This is a genomic window from Mycobacterium sp., assembly GCF_049647605.1.
Classification (GTDB): domain Bacteria; phylum Actinomycetota; class Actinomycetes; order Mycobacteriales; family Mycobacteriaceae; genus Mycobacterium.
This window is the reverse complement of the sequence record NZ_JBARXZ010000190.1, coordinates 1-14,162: the sequence shown is the minus strand read 5'-3', so window position 1 is coordinate 14,162 and position 14,162 is coordinate 1. Positions and strand designations below refer to the sequence as shown.

13 protein-coding genes and 1 pseudogene are annotated in these 14,162 nt (G+C 66.8%); 5 read left to right on the top strand and 9 right to left on the bottom strand.

Translation table 11 applies throughout. From position 1 onward, the window contains the following. Positions 1–126 precede the first annotated feature (126 nt). Positions 127–1,024: pseudogene (locus WBB07_RS24345) on the bottom strand (SDR family oxidoreductase). Between the two features lie 86 nt (positions 1,025–1,110). On the opposite strand from WBB07_RS24345, the gene WBB07_RS24340 reads away from it, so the two are divergent. Beyond that, the gene (locus tag WBB07_RS24340) at positions 1,111–1,668 is read left to right on the top strand and encodes a TetR family transcriptional regulator (protein ID WP_526311387.1); all 558 of its coding nucleotides are present in this window, start codon (positions 1,111–1,113) and stop codon (positions 1,666–1,668) included. On the opposite strand, the gene WBB07_RS24335 is transcribed toward WBB07_RS24340, so the two are convergent. Continuing rightward, positions 1,649–4,171 carry an excinuclease ABC subunit UvrA gene (locus WBB07_RS24335; protein ID WP_526311385.1) on the bottom strand — a complete coding sequence of 841 codons (2,523 nt, stop codon included), beginning with the start codon at positions 4,169–4,171 and terminating at the stop codon, positions 1,649–1,651. The two genes, WBB07_RS24340 and WBB07_RS24335, sit on opposite strands and share 20 nt — an antisense overlap. A gap of 245 nt (positions 4,172–4,416) precedes the next feature. Here WBB07_RS24335 and WBB07_RS24330 point away from each other — a divergent pair, with 245 nt between their 5' ends. Continuing rightward, entirely contained in the window at positions 4,417–5,088 is a 672-nt protein-coding gene (locus tag WBB07_RS24330; RefSeq protein WP_526311384.1) for a sensor domain-containing protein, read from the top strand. Positions 5,089–5,097: 9 nt separating this feature from the next. Here WBB07_RS24330 and WBB07_RS24325 read toward each other — a convergent pair whose 3' ends face one another. The 4 genes from WBB07_RS24325 to WBB07_RS24310 all read right to left on the bottom strand — a co-directional run bounded on the left by WBB07_RS24325 (position 5,098) and on the right by WBB07_RS24310 (position 8,511). Further along, positions 5,098–5,487: a universal stress protein gene (locus tag WBB07_RS24325; protein WP_526311382.1), complete on the bottom strand. Its 390-nt coding sequence runs from the start codon at positions 5,485–5,487 to the stop codon at positions 5,098–5,100. A 94-nt stretch (positions 5,488–5,581) separates the two neighbouring features. Next, positions 5,582–7,123 (bottom strand): tripartite tricarboxylate transporter permease, encoded by a 1,542-nt coding sequence (locus tag WBB07_RS24320; protein WP_526311380.1) that lies wholly within the window; start codon positions 7,121–7,123, stop codon positions 5,582–5,584. Next, on the bottom strand, positions 7,124–7,630 hold the full coding sequence (locus WBB07_RS24315) for a tripartite tricarboxylate transporter TctB family protein (protein ID WP_526311378.1): 507 nt from the start codon (positions 7,628–7,630) through the stop codon (positions 7,124–7,126). After that, complete coding sequence (locus WBB07_RS24310; protein WP_526311389.1) at positions 7,627–8,511, bottom strand: Bug family tripartite tricarboxylate transporter substrate binding protein; 885 nt, start codon at positions 8,509–8,511, stop codon at positions 7,627–7,629. Before WBB07_RS24310 ends, WBB07_RS24315 begins: the two co-directional genes overlap by 4 nt. A 199-nt stretch (positions 8,512–8,710) precedes the next feature. Here WBB07_RS24310 and WBB07_RS24305 point away from each other — a divergent pair, with 199 nt between their 5' ends. Both WBB07_RS24305 and WBB07_RS24300 read left to right on the top strand, forming a co-directional pair. Further along, a complete protein-coding gene (locus WBB07_RS24305) occupies positions 8,711–10,354 on the top strand; it encodes a sensor histidine kinase (RefSeq protein WP_526311377.1) in 1,644 nt (547 codons plus the stop codon). Beyond that, positions 10,347–11,015, top strand: a complete 669-nt coding sequence (locus tag WBB07_RS24300; protein WP_526311375.1) for a response regulator — start codon at positions 10,347–10,349, stop codon at positions 11,013–11,015. The genes WBB07_RS24305 and WBB07_RS24300 overlap by 8 nt, the downstream gene beginning before the upstream one ends. A gap of 6 nt (positions 11,016–11,021) precedes the next feature. On the opposite strand, the gene WBB07_RS24295 is transcribed toward WBB07_RS24300, so the two are convergent. Both WBB07_RS24295 and WBB07_RS24290 read right to left on the bottom strand, forming a co-directional pair. Beyond that, positions 11,022–11,678, bottom strand: coding sequence for a nucleoside/nucleotide kinase family protein (locus tag WBB07_RS24295; RefSeq protein WP_526311373.1), 657 nt, complete (start codon positions 11,676–11,678; stop codon positions 11,022–11,024). Between the two features lie 5 nt (positions 11,679–11,683). Further along, positions 11,684–12,916, bottom strand: a complete 1,233-nt coding sequence (locus tag WBB07_RS24290) for a metallophosphoesterase (protein WP_526311371.1) — start codon at positions 12,914–12,916, stop codon at positions 11,684–11,686. Positions 12,917–13,040: 124 nt separating this feature from the next. Between WBB07_RS24290 and WBB07_RS24285 the strand changes: the two genes are divergently transcribed. After that, complete coding sequence (locus tag WBB07_RS24285) at positions 13,041–13,772, top strand: type 1 glutamine amidotransferase (protein ID WP_526311369.1); 732 nt, start codon at positions 13,041–13,043, stop codon at positions 13,770–13,772. Here the strand turns inward: WBB07_RS24285 and WBB07_RS24280 are convergent. Then, on the bottom strand, positions 13,763–14,162 hold a 400-nt coding region (locus WBB07_RS24280; RefSeq protein ID WP_526311367.1), incomplete at its 5' end, for a DUF1731 domain-containing protein. The two genes, WBB07_RS24285 and WBB07_RS24280, sit on opposite strands and share 10 nt — an antisense overlap.

Genomic DNA, 14,162 nt, shown 5'->3' with positions numbered 1-14,162 from the left:
CCGGGACGATTCCCGGCAGCGGCCAAAGATGTTGCAGCGGAAGACATACCCCACACTTGCAGACGGGTCCGACAAAAACTCGGGCCTCGAGGTTCCTGGTGAACCAGTGCCCAATTCGTCCCGACCTCAGCCGAAGTAGTTGCCGCTCTCCAGGTCATCGAGCAACGTCGGATGCTGCGGCGTCCAACCCAACAACTGCTGGGTGAACACGCTGGAGGTCGGATTGTCCAGGGAAGCAACCCATCCGATGAAACCAAGCTGCTCGGTGGCTTCTTCGAGGGACACGCTGACCGCGGGCACGCCGAGTTGCTCACCGATCACCGCGGCGATGTCGCGGAAGGCGATGCCCTGCTCGGCGGCACCGTGCAGCACCGACCCCGCCGGCGCCGATTCCACGGCCAGCCGGTACAGGCGGGCGGCATCCAGATTGTGGACCGCCGGCCAGCGGTTGGTGCCGTCGCCGATGTAGGGGGCCTGCCCGGTCTTGCGGGCGTTGGCGATCAGGGCCGGGACAAAACCGTGCTGGTCTGTCGGCCCGTGCACCGTCGGCGCCAGCCGGATGACCGAGGCACGCACCCCCCGCTGCGCCAGGGCCAGGGTCGCGTTCTCCGACGCCACGCGCGCACCCGAGGGATCAACCGTCGACTCCTCGGTGCCCAGTTCTCCCGAGGAACCGACCGCCAGCATCGCGGTACCCGAGGTGTTGAGGAACGGTTTGCCCGACCCGGCCAACGCGGCGCCCATGGCCTCCACGGCGTTGAGATCGGAGGTGGCCGCGGCGGCATAGTCGGCAAAGTCGTTGCTTGAAGGCCAGGTGGATCACCCCATCAGCCGCACCGGCGGCTGCTGCCAGCGCGTCGAGATCATCGAGTGTTCCGCGGACGGGCTCGGCCCCCGCGGCGTCCAGCGCCGCAGCCGAGCGCTCCGAGCGGGCCAGGCCGGTGACCTGGTGACCGTGGTCGAGCAGTTCCCGCACCACCAGCGAACCGATGTGCCCTGAGGCACCGGTGACAAAGACACGCATAGTTTTCCTTCCGTGACGACCGATGTCAGTGGATGACATCAAGCTACGCCTGATGTCAGCGTCTGTCATCGCCGTAGAATTCCCGCATGGGTCGTTGGGAGCCGGACGCGCAGGGCCGCCTGGAACGAGCGGCACTCGAGCTCTACTACGAGCGCGGCTTCGACCAGACCACCGTCGCGGAGATCGCCGAACGCGCCGGACTCACCGAACGCACCTTCTTCCGGCACTTCACCGACAAGCGCGAGGTGCTGTTCCGCGGCTCCGAGCTGATGCACATCATCGCCACCGCACTCGACGCCGCGCCCACGACCATGCCGCCGCTTGATGCCGTCGCCCAGGCGCTGGCGGGGGCAGCCGAGTTCTTCGACAACCGTCGCCCGTACAGCCAGAAACGGCAGACGGTCATCGCGGCCAACCCGGGGCTGCAGGAACGCGAACTCATCAAGCTCGACTCGATGGCCACCATTCTGGCAGAAGCACTGCGGAGCCGCGGCATCGGCGAACCGGCGGCAACCCTGACCGCGGAAGCAGGAATCGCGGTGTTCAAAGTCGGTTTCGAACGCTGGCTCACCGACCCCGCGGAACGCAGTTTCGCCGACCACATCGACGAATCACTCGCGCAGCTCAGGGCGGTGACGGGCTGAGTCGCGCCGCGAGATAGCGGGCGGTCCGACTCTGTGGGTGCGCCGCAACATCTCGCGGAGTACCGGCGACCACCACCGTGCCGCCGTCGTCCCCGCCGCCGGGGCCGAGATCGATCACATGATCGGCGCCTGCCACCACGTTCATATTGTGTTCGGCCACCACCACCGTGTTCCCGGCGTCGACCAGCCGGTGCAGCTGAAGCTCCAACAGGTCGACATCGGACGGATGCAGGCCGGTGGTGGGCTCGTCGAGGACATACAGGGTGTGCCCACGCTTGACGCGCTGCAGCTCCGAGGCGAGCTTGATGCGCTGCGCCTCACCGCCGGACAACTCGGTGGCCGGCTGACCGAGGCGCAGATAACCCAACCCCACATCACGCAACGTCACCAAACTTCGCGCCGCGCTGGGCAAGTCAGCCAGGAACTCGGCCGCCTCGTCGACGGTCAACGCCAGCACATCGGCAATGGTGCGATCCCGGTAGGTGACCTCGAGCGTCTCCTCGCAGTAGCGGGCACCACCACACGTCGGGCAGGTGGCGTAGGTGCCCGGCAAGAACAACAGCTCGACCGCCACAAATCCCTCACCCTGGCAGGTGTCGCAGCGGCCCTCGGCGACGTTGAACGAGAACCGGCCCGCGCTCCAGCCGCGCCGGCGCGCCTCATCGGTGCCGGCGAACGCCTTACGCACGGCGTCGAACAACCCGGTGTAGGTGGCCAGATTGGAACGCGGGGTCCGTCCGATCGGCCGCTGGTCGACAGTGACCAGCCGGTCGATGATCCCCGCCCCGGCCACACTGACTCCGAGGCTGGCGTCCTGATCGATGTCGAGCAGTTCGGTGTCACCGTCGCCCCCGTCGTCGGCCGCGTCAGCGGCCCGACCGAGCTCCCGGGCGATCACATCGCCGAGGACCTTGCACACCAGTGTCGACTTCCCCGACCCGGAAACCCCGGTGACGGCGACAAACGTGCCCAACGGGATGTCGACGGCGAGGTCGCGCAGATTGTGAAAAGTAATGCCGCGCAAGCTGAGAAGACCGACCGGTGTTCGGGAGTTGTTCTTGTCCAGTGGGTTTCGCTCGAACAGATAGCGCCGGGTGACCGAGGTCGCGACGTCGGCCAGCCCGGCCACCGGGCCGCTGTAGAGGACATCACCGCCCAGCTCGCCGGCGCCGGGACCGACGTCAACGATCCAATCGGCGCGACGCACCACGTCCATGTCGTGTTCGACGACAAACAGCGAGTTCCCAGCGCGCCGAAGCCGATCCAGCACCTCGAGCAGCGGCTCGGCGTCGGCTGGATGCAGACCTGCCGACGGCTCATCGAGCACGTAGAGAACACCGAACAGTCCCGCCCGCAGTTGGGTCGCCAAGCGCAACCGTTGCAGCTCACCGGGCGACACCGTGGGGGTCCGGCGATGCAAACTCAGGTAGCCGAGCCCCAGATCCACCAGAACCGCGATGCGGGCCACCAGATCGGCGGCGATCATGGTCGCCACCTCGGTGTGCTCGCCGGATTCGGTGGACTCATAGGCGGCGTCGAATTCCGTTCGGGTGGCCGCCGGCCGCAGCACCTCGGCCAGAACGGTCAGCGGCAACGCCACCAATTCGGCGACATTACAACCGGCGAACGTCACCGCGAGTGCCTCGGGCCGCAACCCGGACCCCGCACACAGCGGACAGTCCACACTGTCGACGTACTGCAGGGCCCGGCGCCGCATCATTGCGCTCTGAGAGTTGGCCAGGGTATGCCGGACATGACGCTCGGCGCTGGAGAAGGTGCCGTTGTAGTGATAGTCGGCGGTCACCGGATGCTGGCCGGGATCGATCTCCACGGTGGGCTGCTCGTCGGTGAACAGGATCCAATCCCGTTGCCGTTTACTGATTTTGCGCCAGGGTTTGTCGACATCGTAGCCCAGCGTGATGAGGATGTCGCGCAGGTTCTGCCCCTGCCAGGCCCCCGGCCAGGCGGCGACCGCACCCTCACGAATGGTGAGCGTCGGGTCGGGGACCAGCGTCTGCTCGGTCACCCGATGGATCCGGCCGAGCCCGTGGCACTCCGGGCACGCGCCCGCCGTCGTGTTCGGCGAGAACGCATCGGAGTCCAGTCGTTCCGTCGCGCCAGGCGGATATGTTCCGGCGCGGGACAGGAGCATCCGCAGCAGGTTCGACAACGTGGTGACGGTACCCACGGTGGATCTCGAGCTCGTCGCTCCCCGGCGCTGTTGCAACGCCACCGCCGGGGGCAAACCGGTGATGTCATCGACCTTCGGAGCGTCATTGGGTAGCAGCAGGCGGCGGGCGTACGGCGCCACCGACTCGAAGTAACGGCGCTGCGCCTCGGCATAGACGGTGCCGAACGCCAGCGACGACTTTCCGGATCCGGACACCCCGGTGAACACCACAAACGCATCCCGCGGCGCCGCGACGTCCACGGCCCGCAGATTGTGCACACGGGAGGCGTAGACACGCAGGTAAGGATCAGGTTCGTCGCTCACCCGGCTCATTGTGCCCGGGTCGGTCCACGTCGCGCAGGTGCCAGATGAGGTTGCGCCTCGTCACCTGTCTGCCCCGGCTTCCATGCGTCGGCGTCTCCGGACATCCCATGCCCGATGGGGCGATTAGCGGTGGTCGCGTCAGTCGTGGCGATTGCGGGGTACGCCATTCCGTTACCAAAAACCACCGTTCATCGTTACCGGGAAACGCCGTCACCTTCCCCACGTGCTACGGGGGCGTGTCTCACCATGGCGATATGCGCCAAGCACGGGCAGTTGTTGCAGCGGTGTGCGTACTGATCGCCGGCTGCACCACTACAAGCAATGCCGAACCCCCGGAGCCGACCCCCACCCTGATCCCCCGGCCCGTGGTCGAACGCGAACTCGATGCGCTGCTGCTCAACCCACTCGAGGCGTCCGCCGCAATGAGGGCACCGATGATCCTCACCGAGTCCAGAACCGACATGGTGGACAACAGTGCCATCATGACCCCGCCGGAATGCCTGGCCATCGACGGCGCCGCCGAAGCCCCGGTGTACACAAACAGCAAGTTCCGCGCCGAGCGCGACCAGAGCTTCACCAACGGAGACACCTTCACCCACTATCTCAAGCAGGCAGTCATCTTGTTCCCCTATCGGAAGCCGGCCGAGGACTTCTTCGCTTCCGCTGTTGCGCAGTGGCCGGCCTGCCACGAGTACACCCACACCCAGAGCGGGTCACGATGGGTTGTCGGCGAGATCACCAACAACAACGACACTCTCAGCACGGTCTCCACACAGCAGGAAGCCGCCGCACCCGGGTGGGCCTGCGGACGCGCCCTGGCGGTGCGCAACAACGTTGTCATCGACGTCAACACCTGTAGCGCCGATCCGGCCGATTCCGCGGTCCGGATCGCCGACCAGATCGGCGCGAAAGTGCTTGCCCGGTAGCGCCCTGGATCACTCCTGGGGCTTGACTGCCAGCACCGGTTTGGGGCACTGCAGGATCAACTGCTGGGACACACTGCCCAGCAACAGCTTTCCCACCGGGTTGCGGTGCCGGATACCGATCACCAGCAGCTCGGCCTCCGGGCGGCTCATCACCTCCAACAGCGCGTCGGCGGCATACTTGCCGACCGGCTGTTCGACGGTGTGCTCCACCCCGCACTCGGACAGCAGGCTTGTCAGCTCGTGCACCGCATCGGGAGCGGCGAAGGCGGCATCGACATACGAGTCACCCGCGGTCGAATTGACCACCAGCAGCTTGGTACTGCGCAGTTTGGCCTCGGTGATGCCGTGCTCGAGCGCGACCCGGCCGAACTCGTCTGCGGTGAATCCCACGACGATCATCGTTTGCTCCGCTCATCCGCGACGATCGAGCGCACACGTTTGTACGCCGGCGACGGCGTGTTGGCGTACAGACACGCGCGCTGGGCATTGAGCGTCATGAGTGGCTCGCCTTCTCTTGTTGGTCCTTGTCGTCTTCGACCACCAGCAGCGTCTCCTCGCTGCGATGCATCAGCCGCAACACCAGCGGCGCCAGCAAGAGCAACGCCATCAGCACATAGGTGACAACCGCCACCGGCTCGGTGAACAGGCTGCTCCAGTCGCCACCACCCAACTGCAGACTCTGCCGCAGCTGACGTTCGATGCGGGGCCCCAGGATGACCCCGATGATCAACGGCAGCACCGGTAACCCGAAGCGGCGCATCATCAATCCGAGCAACCCGAACACCAGCAACAGCGCCAGATCCAGCGGCTGGATATTGACGGCAAACGCCCCCAAGACGGCAAAGAACAGGATCCCGGCGTACAGATACGGTCGCGGAGTTCGCAGCAGTTTGGCCCACAGCGGCGCCAACGGCAGGTTGATGACCAGCAACAAGAAGTTGCCGATGAACAGGCTGGCGATCAACGTCCAGATCAGCAGCGGTTCCTTGTCGAACAACGTGGGGCCCGGCTGGATCCCGTAGGACACAAAGGCGGTGAGCATCACCGCGGCAGTGGCGTTGGTGGGCAACCCCAGCGACAGCATCGGCACCAATGTGCCTGCGGCCGATGCGTTGTTGGCGGCTTCCGGGCCGGCAACACCTTCGATGGCCCCCTTACCGAACTCCTCCGGATGCTTGGACAGCTTCTTCTCGGTGATATAGCTCAGGAAGGTCGGCAACTCGGCGCCGCCGGCGGGCAGCGCCCCGAACGGGAATCCGTAGGCGGTGCCGCGCAGCCACGGCTTCCAGGACCGTCCCCAGTCCGACTTGTCCATCCAGGGCCGGCCGACGGGAATGATGTCGGCAGGACGACGACGCAGATGGGCAGCCACCCAGAGGGCCTCACCGACGGCAAAGACCGCGACCGCGATGACCACGATGTCGATACCGTCGCTCAGCTGTGGCAACCCGAAGGTGGCCCGCGGCTGCCCGGTCAGCGAGTCGATGCCCACCAGGCCGATCGCCAACCCCAGCAGCAGCGAGATGGCCCCACGCAGCTTGGATGAACCGAGCACCGCGGTGACTGCGACCAGCGCAAACAACATGATCGCCAAATACGATGGGGCACCGAGCGATACCGCAAAACGCGACACCACCGGAGCAAACGCGGCCAGCAAGGTGGTGCCTATCGCCCCGGCGACAAACGACCCGATGGCCGCGGTGGCCAGCGCCTGAGCGGCTCGGCCCGCCTTGGCCATCTTGTTGCCCTCGATGGCGGTGATCACCGACGACGATTCACCGGGGGTGTTGAGCAGGATCGAGGTGGTGGAACCGCCGTACATGCCGCCGTAGAAGATGCCGGCGAACATGATGAACGCCGCGCTGGGGCTGACGTTGTAGGTGATGGGCAGCAGCAGGGCCACCGTCATGGCTGGGCCGATACCGGGCAGCACACCCACCGCGGTGCCCAGCAGCACGCCGATCACGGCATACAGCAGGTTCATCGGGGTGACGGCTTCGGCGAAACCCTGCATGAGCCAGTCGAAGTTTTCCATCTACAGAATCCCGTCCAGAATGCCTGCGGGCAAGGGAATCCCGAGGCCAGAGTAGAACGCGTAGAAGCTGAGCAGCCCCAGCACCGCGCCGATCGCAATATTGCGGATGTAGTGTCTGCTGCCCAGTACCGTTGCCGCACCGGCAAAGAACAGTCCACCGGTGATGGTCCAGCCCAACGGGACCACCAGCACGATCACCGCGACGAACAACGCGATGAGCAGCCCGACGGTGCGCCAGTCACTGGAGGTGTTCGGGTCGATGTCCTCACCGGCGTCGGCCTCACCGCGCGACCCTCGCGGGATCGCGATCGCCAAGATGACCGACAGCACGACCAACCCGACACCGATCGCAATCGGAAACAGGCGCGGCCCAACGGGATCCACCTTCGCGAAACCGTCGGCGATCCGCAGCGCATCGACGATCAGGAAGACCCCGACGGCAACACACACCACACAGACGACGTACTGGGCCTTGTCGGTGCGTTTCGGCGCGGGAACAGTGCTCATACCAGCCCCAATTCGGTCAATGTCGTGGCCACCCGGCTGTCCTGCTCTTCGAGGAACTTCTCGAACGGTTCCCCGGTCAGGAACGCGTCGGTCCACCCGTTGGCCACCAACGCCTGCTTCCAGGCGTCGGTGCTGTGCAACTCTTCGAGGATCTTCACCATGACATCGCGGTCCTGATCGGAAATTCCCGGGGGCGCAAGGACTCCGCGCCAGTTGGTGAAGGTCAGATCGATCCCGGCTTCGGTGAGGGTGGGCGCATCGATACCCTCGACACGCTCGCTCCCGGAGACCGCCAGCACCCGCACCTGACCGGAGGCGATCTGGTCGACGTACTCCCCCAGACCCGATGTGCCCGCGGCGATCTTGTTACCCAGCAGCGCCGTCAACAGATCACCGCCGCCGTCATAGGAGACGAAGTTGACGAGTTTGGGGTCGACCCCCACCGCCCGTGCGGTTTCCATCGGGAACAGGTGATCGGGCCCACCGGGTGAAGATCCGCCGCCGATCGTGACTCGGCTCGGATCGGCCTTCCAGGCGGTCACGAAGTCGTTGACCGTTCGAAACGGCGATGACGCCGGAACCAGGATGCCTTCTTGTTCCTCGACCATCTTGGCCAGCGCCGTGGCATCCGAGGCCCGCGCCGAGGACCCATTGGTGTACACCGCTCCAACGACGCCGAGACCCATCATCATCATCAGGTCGCCGTTGCCGCGTTCGTTCATCAGCCGGGCCATCGCGACGGTGCCGCCGGCGCCGATGACGTTGAACACCTCGACGCGGCCGGTGATGTCCTCGTCCTCCATGATCTTGACCGCCGTGCGGGCCGTCAGGTCATAGCCGCCGCCCGGACTGTTGGGCACCATCATCCGCAGCCGGTGCATACCGGCCGGATCGTTGCCACGGGTCACCCCGCAGCCGGTGAGCAAAAGCGCGACCAACAGCACCACCGCTGCCGTCGCCCCATATCGTCGTCCTGGTGCCACCGTGATCCGCTCCCGTCCGCCTGCCCGCCCGAAGTGACGCTCAGTAATACTGTTCCTTCAAGTGATCCACGTCACTATTTTGGACGCAAAGGAAGTTGTGGTCTTTAAGAAAGTCGCGCTCACCAGCCTGGCAGGCCAGTTCCTGGCCTTTCAGCTCGTCGTGGTGGCCGTGGTGCTGCTGGCCGTCGGCGCGGTATCGGTGACCCAGTCCACCCGGGAGTTCCGCGAGGTTCGGGGCCAGCGGATGATCGCGGTCGCCGAGAACACCGCATCGCTGCCCATCGTGCGGGACCGCTTCGCCGACCCGGCCGCCGCACGCCTGCTGGCACCCGACGTCGACCGGGCGGTGGCCCTGTCCGGGGCCGGCCTGGCGGAGATCATCGGCCCGGACGGCATCGTGCGAGCTTCCTCGGACCCGTCGCGGATCGCCTCCCCGGCCGAATTCGCCGCCAGCGATGTCCGCACCGGTCGAGCCTGGTTCGGAGACATCGACATCGCCGGGGTACACAGCCTGGTCGGGCAGGTACCGATCCTGTCGGTCCACGGGGATGTGTTGGCCATCGTCTCGGTCAGCGAGCACTACCCGGGAGTGTGGCAGCTGCTCTCCGGTGCCGGGGAGCGACTCCTGATCTATCTGGGCCTCGGCGCACTGCTCGGACTGGCCGCCTCGTGGCTGCTGTCCCGGCGCATCAAACGGCACACCCGCGGGCTGGAGGTTGCCGAGATCGCCGGCCTCGCCGATCACCGGGAAGCGTTGCTGCACAGCATCCGTGAAGGAGTGGTCGCGGTGAACACCGCCGGTGAGATCACCGTCCTCAACGACAGCGCCCGTGAGCTCCTGGGCATCGGCGCGAACTCGGTCGGCAGACGGGTCGATGCCGTCGGCATGGACCCGGCGGTGGCGGCCTTCCTGCTCTCCGAGCGCGACGCCGACCGCACCGGACCGGACACCGTGATCGCCACCCGCGCCCGGGTGCTGGCACTCAACCGCCGATCGGCCAGCAGCTACGGCCGCTCGATCGGTACGGTGACGACGATGCGTGACACCACCGAGCTGGCCACCATGAACGCACAGCTGTCCTCACACAAGAGCGTGACCGACACGCTGCGGGCGCAGACCCACGAGTTCGCCAATCAGCTGCACACCATCTCGGGTCTGGTTCAGCTCGGCGAATTCGATGCCGTCCGCGAGCTGGTGGGGACCCTGACCCGGCGCCGGGCCGAGATCAGTGATGCGGTGACACAGCGGATTTCCGATCCGGCGGTGGCAGCATTGCTGATCGCCAAGACCACCCTGGCCGCCGAACGGAAGGTGGCGTTGGACATCGCCGCCGAGTCGAGCCTGGCGCCGTTGGATCCCGCCCTGGCCACCGACGTGATCACCGTGCTGGGAAACCTGATCGACAACGCCGTCGACGTGTCCGACGGCTCATCACCGGCCCGGGTGCAGGTCTACATCCGGGACGACCACACCGGCGGCAGCGCACCCGGTCTGCGGATCGCGGTCACCGACTCGGGACCCGGTGTGCCCGAAGACCTCCGGGACGCGATCTTCGCCCGCGGGGTGACCTCCAAACCCGACGTACCGGGCGGTCGTGGCATCGGCCTGGCGCTGGTGCGGTTGGTGACCGCGCAGCACGGCGGCTCCGTCACGATCACCGACGTGCCGGCGGGCGGCGCGCAATTCACCGTCCTGATGCCGCTCAGTCTCGATACTCGCAGTGAGGCCACCCATGCATGACGTACTGGTTGTCGACGACGACTTCATGGTCGCCGAGATCCATCGCAGATTCGTCGAACAGGTCGACGGGTTTCGCACCGTGGGAGTGGCCCGTTCCGGCGCCGAGGCGCTCACCGCGGTACTCGAACTGACACCCGACCTGGTGTTGCTCGATGTCCACCTCCCGGACATGACCGGGCTGAAAGTGTTGCAGCAGCTTCGATCCCGTGGCAACGGTGTCGGCGTCATCATGATCACCGCGGCCCGTGAACTGGACACCGTGAGCGCGGCACTCGACGGTGGTGCCGCCGACTACCTGATCAAACCCTTCGAATTTCCGCAGCTGCGAACCAAATTGGAAGCCTTCGCCGCCCGGACCGCCGCCTTGGGAACCGAACAGCACGTCGACCAGAGCACGGTCGACAGACTGTTCGGAACCGTCACCTCCACGGGCGGACCCGGCGAGCTCCCCAAGGGGCTGGGGACCGAAACCGGCCAACGGGTGCTGGCCGCGGTCCACAACGGCAGCGAAGTATCGGCCGCGGAATGTGCCGAAGCCGTGGGTATTTCACGCGTCAGCGCCCGCCGCTACCTGGAGCACTACCTGAGCACCGGAACCCTGGAGTTGCGGCTGCAGTACGGCGCCGGCAGGCCCGAACGGCGCTACCGCACCGCGCCGTGACGCCGATCAGCGTTCCGGGAGCACCAGCGCGCCACTGAGCACCGCGGTGGCCCGACCCCGGGTGTCCGCGACAAACCGCGCGTTGTGTTCATCAACGTCGCGAACCCAGTCCGTCGCGCGCTGCAACGACTTGCCGAAACTCACATGACGCTGCACCAGTCGCGGCACCCGCAGCTCCGGCGACGAGTCGAGGTACCAGATCTCGTCGAACCTGCCCGCGACTGCGCCCCACAAACCGTCCTGGGCCAGCAGATAGTTGCCTTCGCTGATGACCAGCCTCACCTGCGGTCCGACCGGGATGGCACCGGCGATGGGCTGCTCGAATTCACGTTCGAACTGCGGAGCGTAGACGGTCTGCTCCGGCGGATCGGCACGCAGCCGCTGCAGCAGCGCCGCGTAACCCGCCGCGTCGAAGGTGTCCGGCGCGCCCTTGCGGTCCAGCCGGGACAGCCGCCGCAGCTCCACGTCGGCGAGATGGAACCCGTCCATCGGAACATGCGCCACCGCGTCAGGACCCTGATGCCGACCGACGTGGTCGACGAGGGCGACGGCCAGAGTCGTCTTCCCCGACCCCGGCGCGCCGCAGATACCCAGCAGCGCGCGGCCGGGTCGGCAGGCCAGCTCCAGCGCCCGGGCCGCAACGGACTCGAAATCGGCGAGCAACGTCGTCAGCCCCCGCTCTCCAACGAGAGCACCGTGATGTCCGGCGGCGCCCCGACCCGGACGGGCGGCCCCCAGTAGCCCGCGCCGCGGGTGACGTACAGCTGCGTGTTGTCAACGGCAGACAACCCGGCCAACGATGGCTGCACCAGCTCCACCGCATAGTGGAACGGCCACATCTGACCACCGTGGGTGTGTCCGGACAGCTGCAGAGCCACCCCGCGTGCGGCGGCCTCGGTGACCACAACCGGCTGGTGAGCCAACAGCACCGTCGGCCGCGACGGGTCGGTGCCCGCCAGCGCCCTGTCGAAATCCGGTGGGTCACCGCGCTCCTCGCCGGCCAGATCGTTGACCCCGGCCAGATCGAAGGCCGCACCGCCGCGGCGGATTGCGGTGTTCTCGTTGCGTAGCGGCTGGACCCCGAGCCGCTCCAATTCGTGCAACCAAGGCACCGTGTCCTCGACAAAATACTCGTGATTGCCGGTGACAAAGAACGCACCCTCCCGGGACACCAAGTCCTGCAAGGGTTCTGCGGCATGACCGAGCTCGGCGACACTGCCGTCCACCAGATCGCCCACGATGGCGACCAGATCGGCGTCGGCCTCGTTGATCATCGCCACGATCCGCTCGGTGTGCGCCCGGCCCGCCAGCGGACCGAGGTGGATATCGGAGACCACGGCGATCCGGAAACCGTTGAATGCCTGGTCGAGTCGAGGCAACCGGACGGGCACCCGCAGCAGATCCGGCGGGCCCAGCGCCGTACTGGCGCCATAGCCGACCAAGCCCACCGAGGCCGCACCGGCCGCGGCCGCACCGGCACGGGCCAGGAATACCCGCCGGTTCACCTCAGCCCGGTTCAGCTCAGCCTGTTTCAGGTCCTGGTTCACCTCAGCCGGGTTCAGCTCCTGGCCGGCCATCTCGGCAACAGGATCGGCCGGCGTCCCGGGATCGCGTTTCACCCATCGGCGAAACAGCAGCCGGACCGGCTCGAGCAGCAGCAATGTCAGGAACAGATAGGCCATCAAGCCGAACCACAGGTAACCGGGCCAGGCGAACCATCCAGATTCGGCGACGCCCGTGTACGCCGGCATCAGCAGGGTGGCAAACAACAACGCCAGCAACGCCAGCAGGCCGCCGGTGAGGACACCCCGGGTCCGACCCGTCGTTGTGTCCTTGATCAGGCGTTTCCAGATGTACAGGTGCATCAGCCCGAGAATCGAGCTGAGGATGACGATGAACATGGGTCCTAGGAGTCTCGGTACCGGGCTCGGCCCAGGGGACAGGAAACACCCAGCCTAGTGCGCCGCCGACTGCTCCCCGTGGCGCAACAGCCGCTCGCGGTGTCACCCAGTATCGTCTGTGGGCGTGGCACCGCAGGTCCTTTTCATCTACAACGATCCGATAGCGCCCGAGGCGCTCCTCGGTGAGGTCTTCGCCGAACGCGGGTTCGACATCGACACCTTCAACGTGGTTCCGACCGACCAGATCGGCGACCCCGCTGCGGTCACTGTCAACTTCCCCGACCCCACGCGCTACGACGTGGTGGTCCCGCTGGGATCACGGTGGTCGGTATACGACGACGCGCTGCGCGCCGGCTGGGTCGACGACGAGATGGCGGTGGTCCGCAAAGCCATCGACGCCGGTGTCGGCGTGCTCGGAGTGTGCTTCGGCGGACAGCTGGTGGCCCAGGCGTTGGGCGGCTCGGTGCAAAAAGCCCCGGTCCCGGAGCTCGGCTGGTACGACATCACCACCCAGCGACCGGATTTGATACCCGCAGGCCCGTGGTTCGAATGGCATTCCGACCAGTTCATCCCGCCGCCGGGCGCCACCGAGCTGGCGGCGACCCCGCAAGCCGTGCAGGCATTTGTGCTGGGCTCCGCCCTGGCGTTGCAGTTCCATCCGGAACTGAACCTGCCGCTGCTGGACGCGTGGCTCCACGACGACAAGGGTGACGACGGCGATATCGGCCGCCTCCGGATCGACATCGACGAGCTGCGGGCCAGGACCCGCGCCGAACAAGCCGGCGCCACAGATCGGTTGCGGCAGTTGGTCGCCCGGTTCCTCGACGACGTCGCCCGGCCTCGCAGTCAGTCGTGACCCAACTGGTGGGCCAGCGCAGCACCGATCGTGGGGTGCCGGAAGTGGTGGTCCACCTGGCTCAGCTTGGTCGGCGCCACCCGCTGGCTGGCCTCGGCCAGCTCACGCACCCCGTCAGCGCCGAGCAGTAACCGCGGCCCGATCGACGGGACCGGCAGGATCGCCGGCCGGTGCAGCACCCTGGCCAGGGCTTCGGTGTAGCCCACATTGCGGACCGGCGCCGGAGCAACCGCGTTGACCGGGCCGCGCAGCCGGTCGTCGTACAGCGCGCGGTGATAGATATCGGTCAGATCGTCGATCCCGATCCACGACAGCCATTGCCGGCCACTGCCGAGCCGGCCGCCCAGCCCGGCCGCGAACAGCGGCCGCAGCAGCGCCAAGGTGCCGCCG